This window comes from Bacteroides neonati (assembly GCF_000499785.1).
In the GTDB taxonomy this organism is placed as follows: Bacteria; Bacteroidota; Bacteroidia; order Bacteroidales; family Bacteroidaceae; genus Bacteroides; species Bacteroides neonati.
The window spans coordinates 39671-64609 of sequence record NZ_HG726029.1; the positions used below are offsets into that span (position 1 = coordinate 39671).

The 24939-nt window shown below is 52.7% G+C and carries 23 protein-coding genes and 1 pseudogene; 21 read left to right on the top strand and 3 right to left on the bottom strand.

What is annotated here, in order from left to right; all coding sequences use genetic code 11:
* Positions 1-58: 58 nt before the first annotated feature.
* The 21 genes and pseudogenes from TY03_RS20415 to TY03_RS20515 all read left to right on the top strand — a co-directional run bounded on the left by TY03_RS20415 (position 59) and on the right by TY03_RS20515 (position 20154).
* Positions 59-625 (top strand): hypothetical protein, encoded by a 567-nt coding sequence (locus TY03_RS20415; protein ID WP_042373417.1) that lies wholly within the window; start codon positions 59-61, stop codon positions 623-625.
* A gap of 213 nt (positions 626-838) precedes the next feature.
* Positions 839-1261, top strand: coding sequence for an HU family DNA-binding protein (locus TY03_RS20420; RefSeq protein ID WP_042373419.1), 423 nt, complete (start codon positions 839-841; stop codon positions 1259-1261).
* A 127-nt stretch (positions 1262-1388) separates the two neighbouring features.
* Positions 1389-2177 carry a hypothetical protein gene (locus TY03_RS20425; RefSeq protein WP_042373420.1) on the top strand — a complete coding sequence of 263 codons (789 nt, stop codon included), beginning with the start codon at positions 1389-1391 and terminating at the stop codon, positions 2175-2177.
* A 348-nt stretch (positions 2178-2525) separates the two neighbouring features.
* Positions 2526-4055 carry an HAL/PAL/TAL family ammonia-lyase gene (locus tag TY03_RS20430; protein ID WP_042373421.1) on the top strand — a complete coding sequence of 510 codons (1530 nt, stop codon included), beginning with the start codon at positions 2526-2528 and terminating at the stop codon, positions 4053-4055.
* The gene (fabG, locus tag TY03_RS20435) at positions 4052-4780 is read left to right on the top strand and encodes a 3-oxoacyl-ACP reductase FabG (RefSeq protein ID WP_042373423.1); all 729 of its coding nucleotides are present in this window, start codon (positions 4052-4054) and stop codon (positions 4778-4780) included. Before TY03_RS20430 ends, fabG begins: the two co-directional genes overlap by 4 nt.
* Before the next feature lie 9 nt (positions 4781-4789).
* Positions 4790-6013, top strand: a complete 1224-nt coding sequence (locus TY03_RS20440; RefSeq protein WP_042373425.1) for a beta-ketoacyl-[acyl-carrier-protein] synthase family protein — start codon at positions 4790-4792, stop codon at positions 6011-6013.
* 54 nt (positions 6014-6067) lie between these two features.
* A complete protein-coding gene (locus TY03_RS20445; protein ID WP_042373427.1) occupies positions 6068-6319 on the top strand; it encodes an acyl carrier protein in 252 nt (83 codons plus the stop codon).
* On the top strand, positions 6320-7219 hold the full coding sequence (locus TY03_RS20450; protein ID WP_042373429.1) for an LpxL/LpxP family acyltransferase: 900 nt from the start codon (positions 6320-6322) through the stop codon (positions 7217-7219). It abuts the gene before it with no gap.
* Positions 7220-7231: 12 nt separating this feature from the next.
* Positions 7232-8317 (top strand): methyltransferase, encoded by a 1086-nt coding sequence (locus tag TY03_RS20455; RefSeq protein ID WP_042373431.1) that lies wholly within the window; start codon positions 7232-7234, stop codon positions 8315-8317.
* A 37-nt stretch (positions 8318-8354) separates the two neighbouring features.
* Positions 8355-8798, top strand: a complete 444-nt coding sequence (locus TY03_RS20460; protein WP_042373433.1) for a hydroxymyristoyl-ACP dehydratase — start codon at positions 8355-8357, stop codon at positions 8796-8798.
* Entirely contained in the window at positions 8795-9238 is a 444-nt protein-coding gene (locus tag TY03_RS20465) for an acyl-CoA thioesterase (protein ID WP_042373435.1), read from the top strand. The genes TY03_RS20460 and TY03_RS20465 overlap by 4 nt, the downstream gene beginning before the upstream one ends.
* Positions 9223-11022 carry a beta-ketoacyl synthase N-terminal-like domain-containing protein gene (locus TY03_RS20470; RefSeq protein ID WP_042373437.1) on the top strand — a complete coding sequence of 600 codons (1800 nt, stop codon included), beginning with the start codon at positions 9223-9225 and terminating at the stop codon, positions 11020-11022. The genes TY03_RS20465 and TY03_RS20470 overlap by 16 nt, the downstream gene beginning before the upstream one ends.
* A 28-nt stretch (positions 11023-11050) precedes the next feature.
* On the top strand, positions 11051-11308 hold the full coding sequence (locus TY03_RS20475; protein ID WP_042373438.1) for a phosphopantetheine-binding protein: 258 nt from the start codon (positions 11051-11053) through the stop codon (positions 11306-11308).
* Complete coding sequence (locus TY03_RS20480) at positions 11308-12498, top strand: beta-ketoacyl-[acyl-carrier-protein] synthase family protein (RefSeq protein ID WP_042373439.1); 1191 nt, start codon at positions 11308-11310, stop codon at positions 12496-12498. The genes TY03_RS20475 and TY03_RS20480 overlap by 1 nt, the downstream gene beginning before the upstream one ends.
* Positions 12498-13466, top strand: a complete 969-nt coding sequence (locus TY03_RS20485; RefSeq protein ID WP_042373507.1) for a beta-ketoacyl synthase chain length factor — start codon at positions 12498-12500, stop codon at positions 13464-13466. Before TY03_RS20480 ends, TY03_RS20485 begins: the two co-directional genes overlap by 1 nt.
* Positions 13463-14131 carry a polysaccharide deacetylase family protein gene (locus tag TY03_RS20490; protein WP_042373440.1) on the top strand — a complete coding sequence of 223 codons (669 nt, stop codon included), beginning with the start codon at positions 13463-13465 and terminating at the stop codon, positions 14129-14131. Before TY03_RS20485 ends, TY03_RS20490 begins: the two co-directional genes overlap by 4 nt.
* Positions 14132-14218: 87 nt before the next feature.
* Complete coding sequence (locus TY03_RS20495) at positions 14219-14788, top strand: outer membrane lipoprotein carrier protein LolA (RefSeq protein ID WP_394330902.1); 570 nt, start codon at positions 14219-14221, stop codon at positions 14786-14788.
* Positions 14763-15301: pseudogene (locus TY03_RS20500) on the top strand (hypothetical protein). Before TY03_RS20495 ends, TY03_RS20500 begins: the two are co-directional and overlap by 26 nt.
* Positions 15302-15447: 146 nt before the next feature.
* Positions 15448-17169, top strand: coding sequence for a single-stranded-DNA-specific exonuclease RecJ (recJ, locus tag TY03_RS20505; RefSeq protein ID WP_042373508.1), 1722 nt, complete (start codon positions 15448-15450; stop codon positions 17167-17169).
* Between the two features lie 22 nt (positions 17170-17191).
* Entirely contained in the window at positions 17192-19096 is a 1905-nt protein-coding gene (locus TY03_RS20510) for a RecQ family ATP-dependent DNA helicase (protein WP_042373445.1), read from the top strand.
* A gap of 95 nt (positions 19097-19191) precedes the next feature.
* Positions 19192-20154 (top strand): tetratricopeptide repeat protein, encoded by a 963-nt coding sequence (locus tag TY03_RS20515; protein ID WP_042373447.1) that lies wholly within the window; start codon positions 19192-19194, stop codon positions 20152-20154.
* A 276-nt stretch (positions 20155-20430) separates the two neighbouring features.
* Here the strand turns inward: TY03_RS20515 and TY03_RS20520 are convergent, their stop codons facing one another.
* Genes TY03_RS20520 through TY03_RS20530 form a run of 3 tightly spaced genes read right to left on the bottom strand, consistent with a single transcriptional unit; the run spans position 20431 to position 24804 of the window.
* Positions 20431-21666, bottom strand: coding sequence for an MFS transporter (locus TY03_RS20520; RefSeq protein WP_042373449.1), 1236 nt, complete (start codon positions 21664-21666; stop codon positions 20431-20433).
* A gap of 24 nt (positions 21667-21690) precedes the next feature.
* Positions 21691-23328 carry a sialidase family protein gene (locus TY03_RS20525; RefSeq protein WP_081713149.1) on the bottom strand — a complete coding sequence of 546 codons (1638 nt, stop codon included), beginning with the start codon at positions 23326-23328 and terminating at the stop codon, positions 21691-21693.
* A 27-nt stretch (positions 23329-23355) separates the two neighbouring features.
* Positions 23356-24804, bottom strand: a complete 1449-nt coding sequence (locus tag TY03_RS20530) for a sialate O-acetylesterase (protein WP_042373512.1) — start codon at positions 24802-24804, stop codon at positions 23356-23358.
* Positions 24805-24939: the final 135 nt, after the last annotated feature.

Sequence of the window (24939 nt, forward strand, 5' to 3'; positions counted from 1 at the left end):
TTCTATATTTGGCACGAACCCCACAAACGGGGAGCCGAACCCTAAAACACTACCAATTATGAAACAACTACTTATGGCCCTGATGCTTGCCACCGTGCTGCCTCTCTTCGGGCAAACCCCGCAGGAGATTTCCTCCATTACATTCTACGGTATAGACTACTCGCTGGTGCGCGTATACGGAGCCTCCGAATCGCCCACACAGTTCCGCTACACCTTTGGCGAGATCAACAATCTCTTCATCACCGAGCCGAAGAAGTACGACATCGGTAAGTATACGGGCAAGAAACTGAACGAAATTTCGCTCGATGCCGTAAACGAGGTAAACCAGAAGCTGAACCTGCACGATTTGGTCACGACCACCCCCGATTATACACTCGATGCCACGCAAATCACCCAAGCCGTGCGCCAACTGCCCATCAAGAAGGGAGCCGAAGGTACGGGCGCAGTCATCGTAGCACAGCTACTCAATAAAGCCGACAACCGCGGTACGTACGAGTTGGTATACTTCGACGTAGCCACGCGCGAGATCATCGACGGCATCACCATGAGCGGCAAGGCGGGCGGTTTCGGTCTGCGCAACTTCTGGGCAGGCTCTATCTACAAAGCACTCAAAAACCTTCGCTGAAAAACGCCTCCGCGGAGGCATCCGAAATTACATACGTACATAAATAAAATTACATACGTACCCGAGAAAATTTACATACGTATGCAAGCGTACACTACATACGTATGTAGCCAAAATTACATACGTGCATAAAATAACTTACGCACGTATGTAATTCAAACTACCCTTTCCATGCCCGAAATCTCTATTTACTAACCATTATAATGAAGACGCATGAAAGTAAAACTCATTCCGCGGAAAAACCCGCAAAAGCGCGACGCCGCTCCCAAGTACTATGCCGAGCCCCAATACGAGGGTACGATAGACATTGATTTTATTGCCCGACAAATTGCCGGACGCTCCTCTCTCACAGCAGGCGACATCAAGAACGTACTGAGCAATTTCCTTGAGGAGATGCCCACCTACATGCTGCTCGGCCGATCGGTCAAGCTGAACGAACTGGGAACTTTCCGCATCTCCTTCAGCAGTGAAGGCGCAGCGGAGGAATCGGCCTTCAAGACCTCGATGATCAAGGGGTTGAAGATAATCTTCACGCCCGACGTGACGATGAAAAGCCGCATCAAAGACGGCATTACCTACGAGGTGATACGCAGTAAAAAGGCGGACGGGGGCGAGCCCGAAAACCCATTTGAGTAAATGTGAAAGCACACATAATGAGGCAGGCGGGGGCTCTTATATTTCATTTTTTTTGTTGTTAAAGTTTTGATTGCCCCCGTCCTGCCTTTCTCATTCAAACGTATAGAAATAAAAAAGAAAACGAATCATGAAAAAAGTAAGTTTGCTCCTGCTGCTGTTGCTGCTCATTAGTGCCTATGCCGGCGCACAGAACCAATACCAAGAGGTGGTGTACCTGAAGGACGGCAGTACCGTTCGCGGTATGATCATCGAACAAGTGCCCAACGTTTCGCTCAAAATAAAAACGGCCGACGGCAGTATCTTCGCCTACCCCATGACGGAGGTGGAGAAAATTACGAAAGAACCCTTCCGCATGCGGCAACGCGACGCCTCACGGCGGTATTCGGGCAACCGCGAGTATAGATATAGGGGCGTTGCCGATGAGAACACTCTTTACAACTGGGCTCATCTCAATCAAAATTTGCGCGGATACAAGGGCTTTGTCGACGCAGGTTATCAGTTCGATCTGAGCGGTCATAATGCAAATTCGTTTGAGGTCTTGACCTCGCACGGCTACCAATTCAATAACTACATCTTCGTCGGTGGTGGCGGTGGAATTATCTACTACACCGGTCTCGAAAAGGTGATGATACCTTTCTTTAGTAACTTCCGCGTCAACTTCGGCCAACGACCCGCCACCCCTTTTGCCGATGTGAAACTGGGCTACAGTGCGGGCGACATGCCGGGCGCATACTTCTCCCTCGGTCTGGGCATGCGCATCAAAGTGGCAGACAGAAAGGCGATTAATCTGCGCCTTGAGTACGCAGCCCAACAGCAAGGCTATGAATGGGAATTTCACACCAACAACGGCTACGATTTCTACGACGCCTCGTTTACGGCAAGCTCGCTCGGCTTTAAAGTCGGGTTCGAGTTCTAATACATACGCACACAACAGAAAATACAGCTAACCTGTGGGGTGAAGAAAAAAGATACGAACGAACAGGTGGGTACAATCAAGATACGCAACTCCTCGGTCAATAACTTCCGGGGAGTCGGCATGGAGAGCTTTTACCGCCTGTAAGAGACCTATGCAAAGGCCGAACGGGAGCCGGCAAAACGCCCCATAAAGAAGGAAAAACTTACGTAATTATTACCGTACAAATGCTTCTGTATATAGGAAAAACCAAAAACGTTAAAAAAGTTTCATACATACAAGTGCCTTATATATAAGATAAATTGCCTACTTTTGCAGCTCGGTAAGAAAAAAAATATCTAATTCATTAATATGAAAACGGGCAAGGAGATACACTTAGACACGCTGTACGCACTGTTATTTCAAGACGAGACACTCGAACTGGCACCCGAATGCACGGCAAACATCGAACGTAGTTACGACTTTCTGAAAACGTTTGCCGCCGATAAAATCATTTATGGCATCAACACCGGGTTCGGACCCATGGCACAATACCGCATTGAGAACGATTCGCTCACCGCGCTACAATACAACATTATCCGCAGTCACGCCACCGGCGCAGGACAACCGCTGCCGCCACTCTACGTGCGCGCAGCGATGATTGCCCGCCTGTACACGTTCGTACAGGGCAAGTCGGGCGTGCACCCCGAACTGCCCGCACTGCTCACTGCCTTCATCAACCACCACATCTGCCCCCTGATACCCGAACACGGGAGCGTGGGCGCAAGCGGCGATCTGGTGCAGCTGGCACACATTGCACTCACACTCATCGGCGAGGGCGAAGTATTCTATCAAGGACAGCTACGGCCTACGGCGGAGGTGATGAACGAACTCAAGCTCACGCCCCTGCGGATGCATATCCGCGAGGGACTGTCGGTAACGAACGGCACGTCGGTGATGACCGGTATCGGCATCGTTAACCTCATCTACGCGCGCAAACTGCTGCGCTGGGGCGTCGTTGCCTCGGTGATGATGAACGAGATAGCGGCTTCGTACGACGACTTCCTGTCCGAACCCCTCAACGCAGCCAAGCATCACCCCGGACAACAGCAGATTGCGCTCGCCATGCGCCGCCTGCTCGAAGGGAGCCAATGCGTGCGCCGCCGCGAAAATGAGCTGTACACGGGCGAGCATACCGAAAAGATATTTACCCACAAGGTGCAACCCTACTACTCACTGCGCTGCACACCGCAGATATTGGGCCCGGTGCTCGATACACTGACTAACGTGGAGCGCGTGCTCGTGGGCGAGATAAACTCCGCCTGCGACAACCCGATCGTAGACCCCGATACGGAGAACATTTACCACGGGGGCAACTTCCACGGCGATTATGTGGCGTTCGAGATGGACAAACTCAAAATCTCGGTCACCAAACTAACCATGCTGGCCGAGCGGCAGCTGAATTATCTCTTCCACGACCGCATCAACGGGATCCTGCCACCGTTCGTAAATCTGGGCACACTGGGGCTGAACTACGGCTTGCAGGCATCGCAATTTACAGCCACATCGACCACCGCCGAGTGTCAAACCCTCTCGACGCCGATGTACGTGCACAGCATCCCTAACAACAATGATAACCAAGACATCGTAAGTATGGGCACAAACGCAGCCCTGCTGGCAAAGACGGTCATAGAAAACTCGTATCAGGTCATGTCCGTACTCTTCATGGCACTGGTACAGGCGGTAGACTGTCTCGAAATAGAGGAAAAGTTGAGCACACAGTCGCGAGCCGTGTACACGGAGATTCGCGCCTTCTTTCCCCGCTTTGCCGACGACACGCCCAAATATAAGGAGATAGCCGCCATGACGGAGTATTTAAAGAAAGGAACTGACGAATTATGAAATATGCATTAGTAACCGGCGGCAGCCGCGGCATCGGCCGGGCGGTATGCACGCAACTGGCGGGGATGGGGTACTTCATCCTCATTAACTACCAAAGCAACGACGAAGAGGCCGAAAAGACCCTGCAACTCGTGCGCGACCAAGGCAGCGACGGCGAACTACTGAAGTTCGACATCACCGATGCCGCCGCAGCACTCGCTACCCTGTCGGCATGGATGGAGGAGCACGCAGGCGCGTACATCGAGGTATTGATTAACAATGCCGGCATACGCAAGGACAACCTCATGCTCTGGATGACGGGCGAGGAGTGGACGCGTGTGCTCGACACGAGCCTCAACGGCTTCTTCCACGTCACTCAACCGCTGCTGAAAAATATGTTGGTCAAACGTTTCGGCCGCATCGTCAACATCGTTTCGCTGTCCGGTATCAAAGGAACGGCGGGACAGACCAATTATTCGGCTTCGAAGGGAGGCATCATCGCCGCCACCAAAGCCCTGGCACAGGAGGTGGCGAAGAAAAACGTAACGGTCAACGCCATCGCCCCCGGTTTCATACGTACCGACATGACCGAGGATATGAACGAAGCGGAATGGAAGAAGGTGATCCCCGCCGGACGCTTCGGTGAGCCCGAAGAGGTGGCCGCACTGGTGGGATTCCTCGTCTCGCCCGCAGCCGGATACATCACCGGAGAGGTTATTTCGATCAATGGAGGATTATATACGTAACATACAGATATGAATAGAGTTGTCATTACGGGCATGGGTATTTACTCCTGCATCGGCAAGAATCAAGAAGAGGTTAAAGAATCATTATACAACGGTGTGTCGGGCATCGGTATCGACCCTGCGCGCAAAGAGATGGGCTATTTCTCCGCGCTCACAGGTATGCTCGAACGCCCCGACCTGAAGAAAAAACTCGACCGGAAGAAACGCCACTCACTGCCCGAACAGGGCGAATATGCCTACATGGCAACCCTCGAGGCGTTTGCACAGGCAGGCATCGACGAGGCCTTCCTCGATGAGCGCGAGGTGGGCATTCTCTACGGAAACGACAGCAGTGCCGAACCGGTGATTACAGCCGTCGACATCATCCGCGCCAAGCGCAACACGGCACTGGTAGGGTCGGGCTCCATCTTCCAGTCAATGAACTCAACGGTGACGATGAACCTCTCGGTCATCTTTAAGCTCCGGGGCATCAACTTCACCGTATCGGGCGCGTGTGCCAGCGGCTCGCACGCCATCGGCATGGGCTACCTGCTCATCAAATCGGGGCTGCAAGAGTGCGTTCTCTGCGGTGGGGCACAGGAGGTGAACCCATACGCAGTAGGCAGTTTCGACGGACTGAGCGCATTTTCGACACAAGAAGCCGAACCGACAAAGGCCTCGAAACCGTTCGACAGCCGACGCGACGGGCTTGTGCCCAGCGGCGGAGCAGCGAGTTTGGTGCTCGAGAGCTACGAATCGGCCGTGAAGCGCGGAGCTACGATTCTGGCAGAGGTGGTGGGCTACGGGTTCTCATCGAACGGCGACCACATCTCGGTGCCCAACGTCGACGGACCGAAGCGCTCGCTGCTGATGGCGATCCGCGAGGCGGGCGTGTCGGTAGAGGAGATCGCCTACATCAATGCCCACGCTACCTCGACCCCGGTGGGCGACAAGAACGAAGCGCGCGCCATTGCCGAGGTGTTCGAGGGGCACCGTCCGTACGTTGCGTCGACCAAATCGCTGACCGGTCACGAAATGTGGATGGCCGGCGCGAGCGAAACCATCTACTCGATCCTGATGATGAACAACGACTTCATCGCCCCGAACCTCAACTTCGAGCAACCCGACGAGGACTCGGCACGGCTGAACATCCCCACGCAACGGGTCGACACGACATTCGACACCTTCCTGTCGAACTCCTTCGGGTTCGGAGGCACGAACTCGACCCTGATCGTCAGGAAGTTCAAACCCTAAGAAAATTAGATACGTATTCCATTTACCATACATTTACCCTAATAACAGATAAATATGACTCACGAAGAAATTATAGACAAGATTAGAACCACGCTGGCCGAAGAGTTCGAAGTAGACATCGAGATCATACAGGCCGACGCGCCCTTGATGCAAACCCTCGAGCTCGATAGCCTCGATCTGGTAGATATGGTTGTGCTGGTAGAGCAGAACTTCGGCTTCAACATCACCGGACAAGACTTTGTAGGCATCAAGACGTTTCAAGACTTCTACGATCTGGTTATCACCCGCATGAACGAACCCAAGTAGATGGCACGCTGGAAGGGACAGACCAGAGGCGGAACGGCAGGGTACTTGTTTTTCATCTATATGATACGGTATCTGGGCATTGGGGCAGCGTACGGCTTCCTCAGTCTGGTTGTGCTTTACTTCATCCCTTTCGCTCCGAAGGCTACCGCCGCCACGTGGCGCTATGCGCGGCAAACGCTCGGGCGCAACCGGTGGAAATCGGCTTGCCTGCTGCTGCGCAACTACTACCGACTGGGGCAGATATTGATCGACAAGGTAGCCATCGGCAACGGCATGGTGTCGAAATATCACTTCGAATTTGAGCAGTACCCCCGCTTTCTGGAGGTGCTCAACAGCGGACAAGGCGTCATCATGATCGGTGCCCACGTGGGCAACTGGGAGATCGGTGCGCCGTTTTTCGACGACTACGGCAAAAAGATCAACATCGTTATGTACGATGCCGAGCACCAACGCATCAAGGAGTTGCTTGAGAAGAGCGACCGCCCCTACAAGGTCATTCCCGTGAACGAAGACAACCTCACGCACGTGTTCCGCATCACCGAGGCGTTGCGGCAGAAGGAGTACGTCTGCTTTCAGGGCGACCGTTACCTGAATCAGGAGAAACTGCTTACCTGTACGTTTATGGGAAGAGTAGCGGCCTTTCCTGCCGGCCCTTTTCTGCTCGCCTCACGCCTGAAAGTGCCCGTAGTGTTCTATTTCGCCATGCGCGAAAAGGGGCGCACGTATCGTTTCCACTTCGCCGTGGCGGATGAGGCGGTACGCAGCCGCAGCGCGAAACCGGAGCAAGCTCTGCTCGAACAGTACGTAGCAGCGCTCGAAGGCATTGTAAATCGCTATCCGGAGCAATGGTTCAACTATTACCCGTTCTGGCAATTGCCCCAAACAACCGTATCAAACTAAAAAAACAACCGCATGAAACTATTTCCCTCGTTAAAGAAAAGATACGCCAAGGAACAGCTCACAGCCACTCAGGCACAACGGCTGGCGCAGGAGATTGCGTTCGGCCCTGTTGTCTTTCAGGTATCGCGGCTGATGCTGAAATTCGGCATTTTCCGTCGGCTCGCCGACCAGCGGCAAGGGCTGACGCTCGCACAAATCGCCGAATCGGCACACCTGTCCGTCTACGCTGCGCAAGTGCTCCTCGAGGCTTCGCTCACCATCGGCACGGTACTGATCGACGAAGAGCGGTATACGCTCTCAAAAGCGGGCTGGTTCTTGCTCAATGATAAAATGGCACAGGTCAACATGGAGTTCAACCACGATGTAAACTATCAGGGGCTCTTTCACCTCGAAGAGGCACTACGCAACGAGCGTCCCGAGGGGTTGAAGGTATTCGGAACGTGGTCCACGATCTACGAAGGGTTGTCAAGCCTTCCGCCGCAGGTACAGAAAAGCTGGTTCGGCTTCGATCACTACTACTCCGACTGCTCGTTCGATCAGGCGCTGGAAATCGTCTTCTCGCGTCCCATCCGCACACTGCTCGATGTAGGCGGCAACACCGGACGGTGGGCCACCCGCTGCGTAGCCCATCACCCGCAGGTCGAAGTCACCATCATGGACCTGCCGCAACAGCTCGCCATGATGAAGGAGCAAACCTCCACCCTACCCGGTGCGGCGCGCATCCACGGACACGGGGCGAATCTGCTCGATGCGTCCGTGCCTTTCCCTACGGGGTTCGATGCCATCTGGATGAGCCAGTTCCTCGACTGTTTCTCCGAAGCCGAAGTAACCGCCATCCTGACCCGCGCCGCCCCCTCCATGACTGCCGACAGCCGGCTCTACATCATGGAGACTTTCTGGGACAGGCAAAAGTTCGAAACAGCCGCTTACTGTCTCACCCAGATCAGTATCTACTTTACCGCCCTTGCCAACGGAAACAGCAAGATGTACCACTCGGACGATATGGAGCGCTGCATCCACGCCGCCGGACTGACGGTAGAGGAAACCTACGATCACTTAGGCATGGGACATAGCATCCTGCAATGCCGACTGAGATAAACAACATAACGTAAGAACCAACGAATTGACTGTACTGATGGAAAAGAAACCAAGAGAAATCATCGTATCGGGAAAAGAGATTTACAGACTTATCCCTCAACGTCCGCCTATGGTCATGGTCGATGCCTTCTACGGATTCGACGGTGACAAATCCTTGACCGGATTGACCATAGAAGCCGACAATCTGTTTTGCCAAACCGGACAGCTTCAGGAGTCGGGTATCATCGAGCACATCGCCCAGTCGGCTGCCGTGCGCGTTGGCTACCTGTACATCCAACGCAATGAACCGATTCCGCTGGGTTTTATCGGTTCGATAGATCAATTAACCATTCACGCCCTGCCAGCTGTCGATAAGGTATTGGCAACCGAAATCAGTATAGTGCAAGAGGTAGGCGACATCACCCTCATTGCCGTACGTGTGTGCAGTGCCGGGCAGCTGATTGCCGAGGGACGTATGAAGATATTTTTAAAGAAAGAATGAGAAGAAAAAAAACAGTCCAACCCGCAGCGCTGACCGACCGCACTTCACTGCGCGTGCGCTTCAGTGAGGTAGACTCCATGCAGATAGTGTGGCACGGCGAATACGTGCGCTACTTTGAGGATGGACGCGAAGCATTCGGCCGACGCTACGGACTTGACTATATGAGCATCTACCGGGAGGGATTTATGGTTCCTATCGTCGACCTCGCCTGCCAGTTCAAGCAGCCGCTGTCTTTCGGCGAAGAGGCCATTGTCGAAACACGTTATATAGCCTGCGATGCAGCCAAGATACAGTTTGAATATACCATCTATCGTGCTTCCGATCAACGCATCGTTGCTACCGGCAGCACTACGCAGGTGTTTCTCAACGCAGCTAAAGAACTCGAATTGGTGAACCCGCCATTTTACCAAAACTGGAAAAAGAGATGGAACATCCTTTGAATGTACACATTGTTGCCGATGCCCTGATTAGCTCACTGGGCTTTGGTACGAGCGAGAACGTATCTGCCATTCGCAGCTACCGTACCGTTCGCCCGGCTGTTATCGACCCGCTCCGACTGCAACAGGCAGCCGCAGCAGCAGGCATACCGGAGGATCACTTCACGCGCCTGGAGCAACTGTTCATCCTCACCATCGGGCAGGTAGCCGAACAGGCAGGTATCAACCTGCGCAATCCCGGTTGTGCCATCCTCCTCTCTACCACCAAAGGAAACATCGACCTATTGGCAGGCCACACCGACGACACGCCCAGTAAGCGGCTCTTCCTAGGCGAAATGGGGCAACGGATCGGTCGTTATTTCGGTGCGGAGAAGCGAACGGAGGTACTCTCAAACGCTTGCATCTCGGGCGTATCAGCCCTCATCGTAGCCAAACGATGGATTGAGACGGGGCGATATACCGATGTCGTTGTCGCGGGAGGCGATTTGCTGTCACCCTTTATCACCAGTGGATTTCAATCGTTCAAATCGATCAGCGAAAACCTCTGCCGTCCTTACGACTCACAAAGAGACGGATTAAACTTGGGTGAAGCCTGCGGAGCCATCTTACTCAGTCACCGCGGCACCACGAACGACGTATTACTTACAGGCGGAGGCATCAGCAACGATGCCAATCATATTTCGGGTCCGTCGCGTACAGGCGATGGCTTATCTATCGCCATCTGCCAGGCGATGCGGGAGGCAAACGTAACACCGCAAGAAGTCAGCTTTATCAACGCACATGGCACTGCCACCTTATACAACGACGAAATGGAGTCGAAAGCGATTCACCTCGCAGGACTCGAAGCTGTACCGGTGCATAGCCTGAAGCCCTACTTCGGCCATACACTGGGAGCATCGGGGGTGATCGAAACCATTATCAGCCTGCACCAGCTGCGAGAAGGCATACTGTTCGGCACCTACGGATACGAGTCACTCGGCGTACCCATGCCCATTGAGGTAAGTGCCACACACCGCCACTTGTCGATGCAGCACTGTATCAAAACCGCCTCGGGCTTCGGTGGGTGCAACGCAGCCATCGTGTTATCACTGCCCCAGCATTTGCCAGCACCCGCAACCGACAAAGAGCGTACCCCCGAGAGCGTTTCGGAAGCATGCGCGAAGGTAGCACCCCGTCAGGAGATTCGACTCACCGCTACAGTAACCATCGAGCAAAGCAAGGTAAGCATCGAACAAAGCAGGGTAAACGTAGGTCAAAACAAAGTAAATATAGAGCCGGAGATAGTATTCTCCTCTGCCGAAACGGACTTCGGACGCTTCATCCGCGAAGCTTTCAAGCACTTGGGCGAAAGCAATATGAAGTTCTACAAGATGGACGATCTCTGCAAGCTGGGCTACGTAGCTGCCGGGTACCTGTTGAAGCAGGCCACCACCACTTTGCTGCCACAAGAAACGGGCATCGTGCTGGCCAATGCATCAGCATCACTCGATACAGACCTCAAACACCAGACGCTCATCGACAGTGGGGGGAACGAAGCAGCCAGTCCGGCGGTTTTCGTTTATACGCTGCCCAATGTGGTGGCGGGCGAGATTTGCATCCGTCATAAAATACAAGGCGAAAACACCTTCTTTATTGCGCCTCAGTACGATGCTACCCGTTTGGAACAGTATGCCCGCATAGCAATGACCGATGGCGGGCTGAAACGATGTGTGGTAGGATGGTGCGAACTCTTACAAGGCAACTACCGGGCAACGTTCAACCTATTGGAAACTTATTCGGAATCATAACTAATCATTCTCATAAAACAAAAAACAGATGGAAACATTAATACAGAAATTAAAAGAAGAACTGATCGCAGAACTAAACCTCGAAGAGATTACGCCCGACGATATTGACGCCGAAGCTCCCCTCTTCGGAGACGAAGGGTTGGGACTCGACTCGATCGATGCTCTTGAGATCATCCTCATTCTCGAACGTAGCTACGGTATTAAAATAGAGAAACCTTCGGAGGGTAAATCAATCTTCTATTCCGTGCGCACACTGGCGGATTACATCAGCGCACACCAAAAGTAATGAACATATACGTAACCGGAATAGGGGTTGTTTCCGCCATCGGGCTGAACGTCAGGGAGAACATAGCTGCCTTGCGTAGTTGCCAACATGGCATGGGGGCTGTTTCGCTCTTTGCCACAGGACTCGATGTGCCGGTAGCCGAAGTGAAGCGAAGCAATGACGAGCTGAAGCAACTGCTGGAACTCGACGCCAAACGCACCTATTCGCGCACGGCACTACTCGGAATACTGGCTGCCCGCGAAGCAGCAAGCGATGCAGGGATAGCGGTCGACCGACTACGCATCGGACTGATCTCGTCCACTTCGGTGGGAGGGATGGATCGGAGCGAAGAGTTTTACAAAACCTTCAAGACCGATCACAGCCGCGGCCGGCTACGCAATGTGATAGCCCACGATTGTGGAGCTAGCACCGAACAGATTGCTGCCGATCTGGGTGTACAGGGAATGGTGACCACCATCAGTACCGCCTGCTCGTCGGCTGCCAATGCCATCATGCTGGGTGCACGGCTCATTCGTCAGGGGCGGCTCGATGCCGTCGTTGTAGGAGGTACCGACGCCTTGTGCCGATTTACCTTAAACGGCTTTCAGGCATTGATGATTCTGGACAAGGAGCATTGCCGCCCGTTTGATGAGTCGCGGGCAGGGCTCAATTTAGGCGAAGGAGCGGGATACCTCGTGCTGCAAGCCGAATCCACCCTGCGCCGTACCCCCTATTGCCAACTAAGCGGATGGGCCAACACCAACGACGCATATCACCAAACAGGCAGTTCGCCCGATGGCGAGGGAGCGTATCTGTCGATGTCACAAGCATTGGCTACCGCCCGCATCACCCCGCAAGAGGTCGGCTACATCAATGTGCACGGCACAGGAACACCCAGCAACGACGCCTCCGAAGGGCGGGCGATTCAACGCCTTTTCGGCAACTGTCCGCCACTGTTCAGCTCAGTGAAACCGTTTATCGGGCACACCTTGGGAGCATCGGAAGGCATCGAAGCGGTTTACTCCGTACTTTCGGCACAGCAGGGATATGTTTATCCGAATCTAAACTTCGCCTGCCCCATCGAGGAACTCGGCTTACGACCCGTTACCGAATTTCAGGAACATCTCCCCTTGCGGCACGTACTCTCGAACTCGTTCGGCTTTGGTGGAAACAACTCATCACTCGTCTTCTCACGTTTAACCGATCAATGATGCAACCAGTCTATATCAATCACATCGCTTCCATCCATCCCGATGGAAAACGGATCGAATCCGAAAGCGGCCGGTATTACCTCGCGGCTTGCGAACCCGATTACAAAGCGGTCATCGCGAACCCCACGCTGCGCCGCCGCATGAGCCGTATCGTTAAGATGGGAGTAGCCTGCGGACTGCAATGCCTCGACGATATCCACACCGAACAGATAGGTGCTGTCATTACAGCCACCGGCTGGGGCTGCCTCGCCGATACGGAGAAGTTTTTATCCTCGTTGATCGACAACGATGAACGAATGATAACCCCCACTCCTTTCATTCAGTCTACCTTCAACACCATCGGTGCACAGATTGCCTTGATACGACAAATCCATGCGTATAACATGACCTATGCACATCGCGGCCTCAGCTTCGAAAGCGCCTTAACAGATGCGTTGATGCGGATAGACGAGGGCGACGAACAAGTGTTACTGGGTTCCGTAGACGAGATAACGCCTGCCAGCCACGCCGTGCAGCAGCGCTTGGGCTTACTCAAAGGCAACATCACGGCAGGCGAGGGTGCTCATTTCTTCCTGTTAGGTAAAGAACCGGTCAACCGATATGTACCTATCATAAGCGACGTGGAAACCTTCATCGGCCTTCACCCTGCCGACGAAGTGAGTAAGCGGATCACCGCTTTCCTCGACAGAAACGGGTTGCAAAGTAGCCACATCGACTGTTTGGTGACGGGAAAGAACGGATGTGCCGCGCAAGACGCCATCTACGCAACCCTCGAAGAGCAGCTCTTTCCGCAGGCTGCGCACACTACCTTCAAAGAGAGCTGCGGCGAATATCCTACCGCTTCTGCCTATGCACTCTTTCGCGTGGCGCAAGATTGCATAGACGGCACGCACAGCGGCAGAATCGTATTGATATACAACCACTATCAGTCAGTGAACCACTCGCTGATACTTATCCGAAAGCCATGATTGCAACTACTCTTTTCATCATTGCCCTCGTTTTTCTCTTCTATGCTTCGTACAATATCCGTTCGGGCATTTACCTCCGCACGTTCTACCGAAAGCGTACACAAGAGAAAATAGTTGCTCTAACCTTCGACGACGGCCCCGACGAGGCGCAGACACCGCGTGTGCTCGACGTGCTCCAAGCGCATCAGGCCACAGCCAGCTTCTTTTGCATCGGCCGGAAGGTAAAAGGAAACGAAGCGTTACTCCGCCGAATGGTTGCCGAAGGACACCTGATCGGCAACCACTCTCACAGCCATGCCAATCTCTTTCCGCTGTTTTCGCTACGAAAGATGAAGCAAGATCTCGCAACCTGTACCCAAGCATTGGAAGAGGTCACTTCACAGCCGATCAAATACTTTCGTCCCCCTTTCGGAGTGACGAACCCAACCATCGCCCGTGCCATTCGCCAAGCGGGGTATACACCCATCGGATGGAACATCCGTTCGCTCGACACCTGTACAGCCTCACCTGCGAAAGTAGTCAAGCGCATCGAAAGGCAGTTACAGCCCGGATCTGTTATCCTGCTCCACGACCGAATGCCGCACTGTGCCGAAATAGTGACCCTCTTGTTGGAACTCCTCCGCAAAAAGGGATACACGATTGTCCGTTTGGACAGCATGCTCTAATTTAATCCTCAAAACGATATGAAGCAGAAACAAATACTCTCCCTACTCCTACTACTTTGCGCTGCATTGCCCATGCAGGCACAGTCCATGAAGAAACTTCAAAACAAAGCACAATTTGAAGAGCGTCTGGCTCGTGAGGCACAAACAACGCAGTCTATCGAAAGTGACTTTACGCAAGAGAAGTTTCTCGACGTGTTCAATGAGAAGATTGTTTCGAAAGGGAAGTTTTACTACCGGAAGAGCAACCAGATATGCATGGAGTATGCCCGCCCGATGAACTACCTGATCGTGATCAACGGCAGTAAACTTAAAATTGTGGCCGACGGCAAGAAGAGCATCATGCAACTCAATTCCAACAAGATGATGAATGAGATGCAAGATATGCTGACCGCCTGTATGGTAGGTGACTTGTCGAAGATGTCGGGCAACTACCAGCTGGAGTATTTTGAAGACGCTCGCCAATACCTCGTCAAGATCAAGCCAACGAGCAAAGCCGTGCAAGCTTATATGGCAAACATCGAGATATACCTTGACAAAAAAGACCTGTCGGTAAACAGGCTCCGCCTCAACGAAACGGCAACGAACTATACCGAATATGAGTTCCACAACAAACGATTCAACACTTTGAAAGATGAAACAAAATTTTCTGTTCGTTAGCCTGCTCGCCGTCATACTATTTGCCTGCACCTCCTGCGCCCGGAACCTCACCGAGAGCAAGGCTTCGCTCCCTCCCATCATCCGGGTCGATACCACCTCGCAGCGGTACAACCTTCAGTTCGACTTCATGAAGCACCACTTCAGCGGCTTGTTCATTGTTCGCCGACTGCCCAACGATGAGATTCGCATGCTCGCCTCCACGTATTTCGGGCTGAGCCTGTTCGATTTCTCTCTGCGCAACGACACGTTCGTTGTGAACAGTTGCATCGAACCGATGCGGAATGAAAAGATACTCCGCCTGCTCGAAGCAGACTTCAAGAACCTTTTTCTGGCAAAGAATAACTTACGAACCGTAAAAAGCGTCCCGGCTTTGAAAAGCGAGCCGGTGGGCGCGGTTTCGGTAAATCCATCTTTTCTCTTTCAACAGAAGGCGCAGAACGAGCCCAACACATTGAAATCCGCCATCCATGGCTCCGGCTGAAGATGCAGTTGGATGAATTGCCACCTCACTAACCTTGCCAAGTTCAATCCTGCCCTTATCGAAATATTTTCGTCTCTTCTCCATACACTTCCGGTTTTTTTCGTACTTTTACAGCTTGTTGGGAAGAAGTATCCTTTTCCCAATCCTGAGCGAAGAAAAAGAAAAAACAATATATAAAATGAATCACAAATGGAATTATCAACCCATTACACACGAACAGGCAGAGACAAGCCGGGCATTGGCCCAGGAGTTGGGCATTAGTCCCATCCTGAGTCAACTCTTAGTGCAACGAGGAATTGAGCGGGCAGGCGATGCCCGGAAATTCTTTCGTCCGCAATTGCCCGACCTGCACGATCCGTTCTTGATGAAAGACATGGATTTGGCAGTCGAACGCCTGAATCAGGCAATGGGAAAGAAGGAGCGCATTCTGGTTTATGGAGATTACGATGTAGACGGCACTACGGCAGTAGCGCTGGTTTACAAGTTTATACAACAGTTCTATTCGAACATTGATTATTACATCCCCGACCGCTACAATGAAGGGTACGGAATATCAAAAATTGGTATCGATTATGCTGCCTCAACAGAGGTAGGGTTAATTATCGTACTAGACTGCGGCATCAAGGCGGTAGAAGAAATAACGTATGCCAAGCAGAAAGGCATCGACTTTATCATCTGCGACCACCATGTGCCCGACGCCGTACTGCCACCCGCCGTAGCCATTCTCAATGCCAAGCGGCTCGACAACACCTATCCTTACAGCCACCTATCGGGCTGTGGCGTAGGATTCAAGTTCATGCAGGCATTTGCGATCAACAACGGCATCGAGTTTCACCACCTCATTCCGTTGCTCGATCTGGTAGCTGTGAGCATTGCTTCGGATATCGTACCCATCATGGGCGAAAACCGTATCTTGGCACACCACGGACTCAAGCAACTCAATAGCAATCCGAGCACGGGTATGAAAGCTATCATCGACGTATGCGGACTGGCCGAGAAGGAGATTACCGTGAGCGACATCGTATTCAAGATAGGCCCGCGCATCAACGCATCGGGACGTATCGAGAACGGGAAGAAAGCAGTCGACTTACTTACCGAAAAGGAGTTCTCGACCGCACTTGAAAAGGCCGGACAGATCAACCTCTACAACGAAACGCGCAAGGACCTCGACAAAAGCATGACCGAAGAGGCCAACCAGATTGTGGCCAACCTCGAGGGACTGATCGACCGCCGCTCCATCGTTATCTACAACGAAGACTGGCACAAAGGCGTTATCGGCATTGTAGCTTCGCGACTTACAGAGATCTATTACCGTCCCGCCGTGGTGTTGACCCGTACGGACAACATGGCCACCGGATCGGCACGTTCCGTTTCGGGTTTCGATGTGTACAAAGCCATTGAGCACTGCCGCGACCTGCTCGAGAACTTTGGTGGACACACCTATGCCGCCGGACTATCGATGAAGGTCGAAAACGTACCTGCCTTTACCGAACGGTTCGAAGCGTTCGTCACCGAACACATCCTGCCCGAGCAGACCAGTCCGGTGATCGAGATCGATGCCGAGATTGACTTTCGCGACATCACACCCAAGTTCTATAGCGACCTGAAGAAGTTCAACCCCTTCGGACCCGACAATCAGAAGCCGATCTTCTGTACACACCACGTCTACGACTACGGAACCAGTAAGGTGGTAGGACGCGATCAAGAGCATATCAAACTCGAGTTGGTGGATAATAAATCGAACAACGTCATGAACGGTATTGCTTTCGGACAGAGCTCGCACGTGCGCTACATCAAGACGAAGCGCTCGTTCGACATCTGCTACACCATCGAGGAGAATACCCATAAACGCAACGAAGTACAGTTACAGATAGAGGATATTGAGCCGATTGAACAATAACCCTGAACAATCGCCCACCGTTATGCCGACTTATCGGGAGATTTTGAAACAATACTGGGGATATGATGTCTTCCGCGATTTGCAGGAAGACATCATATCCAGTATCGGACAAGGAAAAGATACACTGGGGCTTATGCCCACCGGCGGTGGCAAGTCCATCACGTTTCAAGTGCCCGCCCTTGCCCGCGAGGGACTCTGTATTGTCATCACCCCGCTCATCGCCCTGATGAAAGATCAGGTGCAGAACCTCCGCAAGCGAGGCATCAAAGCCGTAGCCATCTACTCGGGCATGAAGCGGCAAGAGATTATCGTGGCACTCGAAAACTGTATCTTCGGCGATTATAAGTTCCTATACATCTCGCCCGAACGGCTCGACACCGAGATATTCCGCACCAAGCTACGGTCGATGAACATCAGCATGATTACCGTCGACGAGAGTCACTGCATCTCGCAGTGGGGCTACGATTTCCGTCCCGCCTATCTCAAAATAGCCGACATTCGCGAGCTCCTGCCCGGAGTTCCCGTACTGGCACTGACCGCTACCGCCACCCCCGAGGTGGTGAAGGATATTCAGGCCCGGCTCCACTTCCGCCAGGAAAATGTGTTCCGCATGAGTTTCGAGCGAAAGAATCTTGCCTACATCGTTCGCTCTACCGAGGACAAAACCAGCGAACTGCTGCACATCCTCAAACGAATGCCCGGCAGCGCCATTGTCTATGCCCGTAGCCGCCGCCGCACCAAAGAGATCACCGGGCTGCTGCAAGGCGAAGGGATTACAGCCGATTTCTACCATGCCGGACTCGACAATGCCGTGAAAGACCTCCGACAGAAACGGTGGCAGAATGACGAATGTCGCGTAATCGTAGCCACCAATGCCTTCGGTATGGGCATCGACAAACCCGACGTGCGCTTGGTAGTGCACCTCGATCTGCCCGATTCGCCCGAAGCCTACTTTCAGGAAGCCGGGCGTGCCGGACGCGATGGCGAAAAGGCGTATGCCGTTATCCTCTACTCCCGGTCGGATAAAACAACCCTGCACAAACGCATTCCCGATACCTTTCCCGACAAAGACTACATCAAGGATGTGTACGAGCACCTGCAATATTACTATCAGATGGCCATGGGCGACGGACAAGACTGCGTCAAAGAGTTCAATCTCGAAGAGTTTTGCCGCACGTTCAAGTACTTCCCTGTTCCGGCCCACAGCGCACTCAAGATACTTACCCAGGCAGGCTATCTCGAATATACCGACGAGCAAGACAATGCCTCGCGTATCATCTTCTCCATCCGCCGCGAAGAACTCTATAAACTGCGCGAGATGCCGGGCGAGGCCGAAAAGCTACTGCAAACGATACTGCGTGCCTACACCGGACTCTTCACCGACTATGCCTACATCAGCGAAACGGCACTGTCGGTTTACTCGGGTATGCCCGTGCCCAAGGTGTACGAACTGCTCAAGGTGCTGGCCAAGCGGCACATCATCGACTACATTCCCCACAAAAAGACGCCCTACATTATCTATACGCGCGAGCGAATGGACAGGCAGCGCCTTCACCTCTCGCGCAGCGTATACGAAGACCGTAAGGAGCGATACGAAACACGCATCCGGGCGATGGTCGAATACGTCACTTCCGAAAGCATCTGTCGCAGTCGGATGCTGCTTCGCTACTTTGGCGAAACAGACCACCGCAACTGCGGACAGTGCGATGTCTGCCTCAGTGGTCGCGCTACCGACGAGCTGCCCGCCAATCTTCTCGACGAACTGAAGGAACAAATCATCACTTTGACAGAGGAGCATCCCCTCACACCGGCCGATATAGCCGACCGCCTTCACACCAACCGCGATACATTGACCCAAACCATACAGTACCTCGTAGACGAAGGTGAATTGAACATGAAAGACGGGCTGATAGGAAAGAAAAATTAAGATTACATCTCAAAAGCGATATTTCGGATGCAACAGACCGAAATATAGACAAGATTCATTATTTTTGCACCATAGAATCAAAACAACATATCCCTATGGCGAACTTCTTTAAATCTTTCTTCACCGGAAAAACAGACAATCCGGACAGTGACAAACAAAAAAATGATAAGAAAAACTTCGAGATCTTCAAATACGACGGCCTGCGCGCGCAACGCATGGGACGTCCCGACTATGCCGTGAAATGCTTTACCGAAGCCCTGGCCATCGAAGAAGATTTTGAAACACTGGGCTACCTCAGCCAACTCTACATACAAATGGGCGAGCTGCCCAAAGCACAAGAGATTCTGCACCGCATGGTCGAGTTGGAACCCGAACTGACGAGCACCTACCTCACCATGGCCCATGTATGCTTCCTGCAGGAAGACTATCCGGCGATGCAGCAAGCAGCGCAAACCGCCATCACCCTCGAGGCCGATAATGCCGTGGCGCACTACCTCATGGGCAAGGCGACAAAAGGGCTGAACGATGCGCTGATGACTGTGGCGCACCTAACCAGAGCCATTACGCTGAAAGAAGATTATACCGAAGCGCGTCTGCTGCGTGCCGAAGCATTGCTCGACATGGCGCAAGCGGGCGAGGCACGCAAGGACATCGATGCCATTCTGGAGCTACACCCCGACGAAGAGGCAGCTATCCTGTTGCGCGGTAAGATAAGCGAAGCGCAAAACGATCAAGAATCGGCCGAAGCGGATTATCAGAGCGTGACCGAGGTCAATCCGTTCAACGAACAGGCGTACCTCTATCTGGGACAGCTATACATCGCACAAAAGAAACTGGCCGAAGCCATCGAACTGTTTGACGAGGCCATCGAGCTCAACCCGAACTTCGGAGCAGCGTATCACGAAAGAGGTCGCGCCAAGCTGCTCAATGGCGACAAAGAGGGTTCGATAGCGGACATGAAGAAATCATTGGAGCTCAATCCCAAAGAGGGAGAAAACCTGAGCGGACAGTTCAATAACCAGCCGGGAGTCGGCAGTACGAACGTATTGGGGCTGTAACACCTATCACCACTTGGTCTGAGGCGCAGGCTCTATCTACCAAAACCACAAGCCCAAAACGTCCAATACAGCGGTTCAAATAGCAAAAGTACCAGAAAGAAAGAGATTCTCACCAAGGTGGGGAGACCTTCCCACCCGGGTGGGTAAACCTTCTCACCTAGGTGGGGAGATATTCTCACCTAGGTGAGAAAGCAATTCTGCCCGTACCTTTACCATTCTTTCCCTAAGGAAGAGAGTGGCAAAGGTACGGGCAGTTTCGTGCAGAGAGTAAGGCATTTACTCCATATTGTCCGTTTTCGGACGGAGGAAATAGAGTTGCAGGCAAAGTGCCAGCAGCACCACCCCCGCCAAAAAGGCAAATCCCAGCCCCAAACGGCCACCATCGGTCCACTTTCCGAGCAGATCGGTTACGGCGGCACCGGCAAACACACCGGCCATATTCATAATTCCATAAGCGGTAGCGCGGTATTTCGCCGACACGAATTGGCAAAGAATAGGCATGTTGTTGGCATCGAACATTCCGAACCCGATACCAAACAGCAGTCCGGCACCCACTATACTGAGAAAATGATGCCCAAAACCCAGCAGTATCAATGCCGGAATGGTTATGCCCAATCCAATAGCCCCCGTATACACGCGCCCACGAATATTCTTTTGTACCCAGCGGTCGGACAACAGCCCGCCCACAATGACTCCGATAAACGAAGAGACGGCGATGGTTATGGTGGAGATAGGTCCGGCTTCGGACATGGGAATGCCCAGACTTTCGGCAAAGAGCGTAGGTAACCAGTTCTTCGTAGCCCAACCGGGCAGACTGGGAACAGCAAAATAGAACAGGATAACCCAGAAGGCGATATTGCCCAGCAGCAGAGAGAGCCCTCTGAAGGGCGATGTGCGCTCTTCGTTCGCAGATCGGGCTATCTTCTCCATCTCGGTATGCTCTTTATTTTCGTGCAGAAACAACATCAACACCAAGGCGTAGACAATGCCGATGATGCCAAACCCATGGAAGGTAGTATGCCAATTATAGGCAGCTGCCACCGTTGCGCCAAAGCCACCGATGGCTTGTCCGGTATAGAGACCGGTCATGTGAATACCAATGGCCAAAGAGCGCGATTTGTCCTTGTGCCAGTCGGCTATCAGCGATAATCCTGCGGGGATGTACAATGCTTCGCTAACCCCCATCAACGCACGCAACCAATAGAGTTGGTCGAAGGTTTCGGCGTAGCCCATGCCGTAGGTCACCGTCGACCACACGAACAAGCTGCCCACAATGAGCCATTTCCGGTTGAGTCGGTCGGCAATCATACCCGCCATGGGGCTCACCAACCCATATATCCACAGGAAGATAGCCATCAGCCGGCCAAAGTTGGTGGCGGACTGAAGCTCGACGATATCAACCTGCATCGCCTCTTTCATCGTCGACAGCATTTGCCTGTCCATATAGTTGAGCAACGCCACAAACCACAACAGTCCGACGACTATCCACGGGTAATATTTGTTGTTTTTCATATACTTAATGATTGGTTCTAATGACTATTTACCGATCAGCTCCTCGAGTTTTACTTGCTGAAAGGCCATCTGCGCCTGACTGCTTTCGTAAAAGACGCCAATCGTGGATTCATCGACGGAGGTGATGCAGGAGTAGCCGAAACTGCCATACTCGTCGAGCAGTATCTTGCGGTCTGCCGACCACGTGCGTCCGTCGTCGAAGCTGACTTTGAGCGTCATGTGGTCGCGGCTGTTGTACGACTCGGGGTTGCAGAAGAGCAGTATCGACTTCTCCACTCCCTTGTGGCGGTACGTGTGCCGGTGCAAGCTGGCCATGCAGGTGGGTTCGACGAGAGCCTTGCGCGACGTGGGGTGCTCGGTCCATGTCTCGCCCAGATCGGAGGTTACACAGATGCGGCGGCCGTTGACCTCTTTGTTGCCGTGATTGCGGTTATCGCGCATATTGAGCATGATATCGCCATTGCTCAACTCCACCGCCATGCACTCGGTGGTGTTGTGGTAGGCGGGGCGGCTGGTTACCCAAGTGTTTCCTCCGTCCTTGCTATAAGTGATGTTCGAGAAAGGAAGCCCCTCCTTGTCGCGTCCTTGCGTGGGAAACACGAGTGTACCGTCTTTGAGCGTGATGCCGTGGCCGGGGGCAGGAGCAAAAAGCCACCATTCGGGGTGCTTGGTCTGTGCGGTGATATTGATCGGTTCGCTCCACGTTTGCCCGTCGTCAAGGCTTTTGGTGATAAGGAACTGGCTGGTCTCTTTCACGCCCAAGCCCGGCTGTGAGCCTTTGGCGTGCCACTGATGAATCCAGCGGGTGCTGTCTTTCGTGATTCCCTCTACCCACCGGCCGGTTTTTCCATCGAGCACCCCGTGCATCCAGAGTCCGGCTACGTAGATCGCTCCGGTCTGCCGGTCGACCAGTACACAGGCATCACTGACGCCGTTATATTTTTCGGGCAATCCGCCCCACTCCTTGCGGTCGAGAACGACCTGCATCGGTTGCCACGTGGCTCCTCCGTCGAAGCTGCGATTCAGGGCGATATCGATATCGCCTTGCAAGTCGCGCGAGGTGTCGTAGCGTGCATCGTACACGGCCAGCAGGGTTCCTTTCTGCGAGGTGGCGATGCCGGGGATGCGCGAGGTGTGTACCCCATCTTGTTGGTACTGCCGCACGGCAACGCCGGTTCGCAAGGCTACCAGCGGGCGGACGGTGATCGGGGTAACCTTACCCAGATCGGTCTTCACTGCCGTGCACGAGAGCTGTATGCGGTGTGCAAGGTCTATTTTATCTTTCAGTTTGACGGACAGCCAAACGATGGTTGTGTCGGCTTGCAACGAGAGCGGATATTTAAAAGTAACCTTAGAGGTTGCAGGCTGCGGAGCCGTCAAAAGCGTTTTCGCCGAAAAGCTACCATTCTTAGCAGCAGCATACAAGCAGACACTTTCGATGTCATCAAGCCGGGTAGTGCCCTTTAAAGAGCATACAATATCTTTAATCAAACGGGCATCTTCACCACTCTTTATCAGTTCAAGGCGCAATACAGGGTTGGCCTCTTTCAAAGTTAATACGGGGAGCAAAGGCTGAAACTGATTGACCTGTACCTGCCCCAAAGCGGACAAGCACAACAGCAAAAATGAGCAAGTGAGATAAAAACAAGGATAATTCTTCATACGTTATACTATAGATCGATCAACATTTTACTCTACATCCGTCCGGAACGGAGAGGCTGGCAGATTATCTTTATTAAAGAGATTCACATCGGGTACATGCGCCCAACCATACCTCACGGCAACCGGAGACTGTACATGAGGAGAACTCACTACGACTGTGTTTCCTTTGATTTCGGCTTTGGCCGGCACAAACTGTTTATCTTCGCCGGCAATGGTAAACCCTTTCAGTTCTTTACCTTTAGCCATAAGCCCTCTGCCCACCTGCGAGAAATGGATTGTCATTTGATTACCTTGCCTTTCGGAGAACTGATAGACGGGGCCGGAATAAGGTATATTCTCACCATAGGCCAACGCCCGGGCTGCCAACGACAGCCGATAGCCAACGGGCTGTTTGTGGGTGGGATGAATGTCATTGGCATCGCCACAATCGACCGTAACCACCATTGCCGTATAAGGAGTCGACTTCAACGTGAGCAATTGTGCTTCACGGATTTCGGGCGATTGATTTTTAAACGGCGCTATCTGTACGAATAGAAAAGGAAGGTTTGGCTGCTTCCAATCCTCTCTCCAGTTCTTTATCATCAACGGAAAAAGTGTTTGATACTGTTTGGTTCTACCATCATTCGATTCACCTTGATACCATGCTACACCTTTAATGGCATAGGGTTGTAAGGGGCGAATCATCCCGTTGTAATGTCCGGAAACATGTCGTTGTTCTGCCGGATTGCTCGGTGCTTCCCCCACTCCCCCTCCGCGTTTATAGACGGCTTGCTTTTGAGCAAAATCGATCAACGAACGGTCGTATCGCTCTACTATGGCGCGCAGATCGGGGTATTGCTCCAGCTCGGCTCTGGCAGTCCAGTATTCAGCGGGCGTTCCACCCACAGCCGAAAAGAGAATACCTACCGGACGATTGACTGCTTTATGCAGATCGCGTGCAAAGAAGTAGCCCACACAGGAGAATTCGCTGACTGTCTGTGGTGAGCACACCTGCCATTTGCTACGGGCATCATCGACCGGCTCGTCGGCATTCATCCGAGGTACATAGTATTCTCGAATCAGTGGATAGTTGGCTGCATCGCGTTCCTGCTCCCAGTTCACAATGGGATTCTGCCCTTGACGGGGACCCAACTGACGCTCCATATTCGACTGTCCGCTACAAATCCACACTTCACCCACATATATATCGGTTGCTTCTACCCGATTCTCTTTACCCGAAATGGTTAGCACGTAGGGACCGCCGTGGGGCATCGCATCGAGTTCGACCAGCCAGCGTCCCTCTTTTTCGACAGCTTGTTTGCGCTGTCCGTTAAACTCGACGATAACCGACTCGTTTTTATCTGCCGTTCCCCAAACGGGAACCTTAACACCTTGCTGAAAAACAGCGTGATCGGTAAACAGGCTATTGGGCACTACCTTTGCTTGTGCACAACAACTGCCTAGTAAAATCGCTAAAAAAAGAAATTGTTTTTTCATCTTATATTTTAATTTATATTTGATACCCAACAGACACAGCTACCCGGGCACATATCTTACATACTGTAAACAGAGCGCATAAAACAACCGAAACTGATTAAGAGCAGTATCCTATATCTCTTCAGATCATAGATA

Coding starts and splice junctions, on each gene's coding strand:
- TY03_RS20415 (WP_042373417.1), top strand. CDS start 59: ATGAAACAACTACTTATGGCCCTGATGCTTGCCACCGTGCTGCCTCTC.
- TY03_RS20420 (WP_042373419.1), top strand. CDS start 839: ATGAAAGTAAAACTCATTCCGCGGAAAAACCCGCAAAAGCGCGACGCC.
- TY03_RS20425 (WP_042373420.1), top strand. CDS start 1,389: ATGAAAAAAGTAAGTTTGCTCCTGCTGCTGTTGCTGCTCATTAGTGCC.
- TY03_RS20430 (WP_042373421.1), top strand. CDS start 2,526: ATGAAAACGGGCAAGGAGATACACTTAGACACGCTGTACGCACTGTTA.
- fabG (WP_042373423.1), top strand. CDS start 4,052: ATGAAATATGCATTAGTAACCGGCGGCAGCCGCGGCATCGGCCGGGCG.
- TY03_RS20440 (WP_042373425.1), top strand. CDS start 4,790: ATGAATAGAGTTGTCATTACGGGCATGGGTATTTACTCCTGCATCGGC.
- TY03_RS20445 (WP_042373427.1), top strand. CDS start 6,068: ATGACTCACGAAGAAATTATAGACAAGATTAGAACCACGCTGGCCGAA.
- TY03_RS20450 (WP_042373429.1), top strand. CDS start 6,320: ATGGCACGCTGGAAGGGACAGACCAGAGGCGGAACGGCAGGGTACTTG.
- TY03_RS20455 (WP_042373431.1), top strand. CDS start 7,232: ATGAAACTATTTCCCTCGTTAAAGAAAAGATACGCCAAGGAACAGCTC.
- TY03_RS20460 (WP_042373433.1), top strand. CDS start 8,355: ATGGAAAAGAAACCAAGAGAAATCATCGTATCGGGAAAAGAGATTTAC.
- TY03_RS20465 (WP_042373435.1), top strand. CDS start 8,795: ATGAGAAGAAAAAAAACAGTCCAACCCGCAGCGCTGACCGACCGCACT.
- TY03_RS20470 (WP_042373437.1), top strand. CDS start 9,223: ATGGAACATCCTTTGAATGTACACATTGTTGCCGATGCCCTGATTAGC.
- TY03_RS20475 (WP_042373438.1), top strand. CDS start 11,051: ATGGAAACATTAATACAGAAATTAAAAGAAGAACTGATCGCAGAACTA.
- TY03_RS20480 (WP_042373439.1), top strand. CDS start 11,308: ATGAACATATACGTAACCGGAATAGGGGTTGTTTCCGCCATCGGGCTG.
- TY03_RS20485 (WP_042373507.1), top strand. CDS start 12,498: ATGCAACCAGTCTATATCAATCACATCGCTTCCATCCATCCCGATGGA.
- TY03_RS20490 (WP_042373440.1), top strand. CDS start 13,463: ATGATTGCAACTACTCTTTTCATCATTGCCCTCGTTTTTCTCTTCTAT.
- TY03_RS20495 (WP_394330902.1), top strand. CDS start 14,219: ATGAAGAAACTTCAAAACAAAGCACAATTTGAAGAGCGTCTGGCTCGT.
- recJ (WP_042373508.1), top strand. CDS start 15,448: ATGAATCACAAATGGAATTATCAACCCATTACACACGAACAGGCAGAG.
- TY03_RS20510 (WP_042373445.1), top strand. CDS start 17,192: ATGCCGACTTATCGGGAGATTTTGAAACAATACTGGGGATATGATGTC.
- TY03_RS20515 (WP_042373447.1), top strand. CDS start 19,192: ATGGCGAACTTCTTTAAATCTTTCTTCACCGGAAAAACAGACAATCCG.
- TY03_RS20520 (WP_042373449.1), bottom strand. CDS start 21,666: ATGAAAAACAACAAATATTACCCGTGGATAGTCGTCGGACTGTTGTGG.
- TY03_RS20525 (WP_081713149.1), bottom strand. CDS start 23,328: ATGAAGAATTATCCTTGTTTTTATCTCACTTGCTCATTTTTGCTGTTG.
- TY03_RS20530 (WP_042373512.1), bottom strand. CDS start 24,804: ATGAAAAAACAATTTCTTTTTTTAGCGATTTTACTAGGCAGTTGTTGT.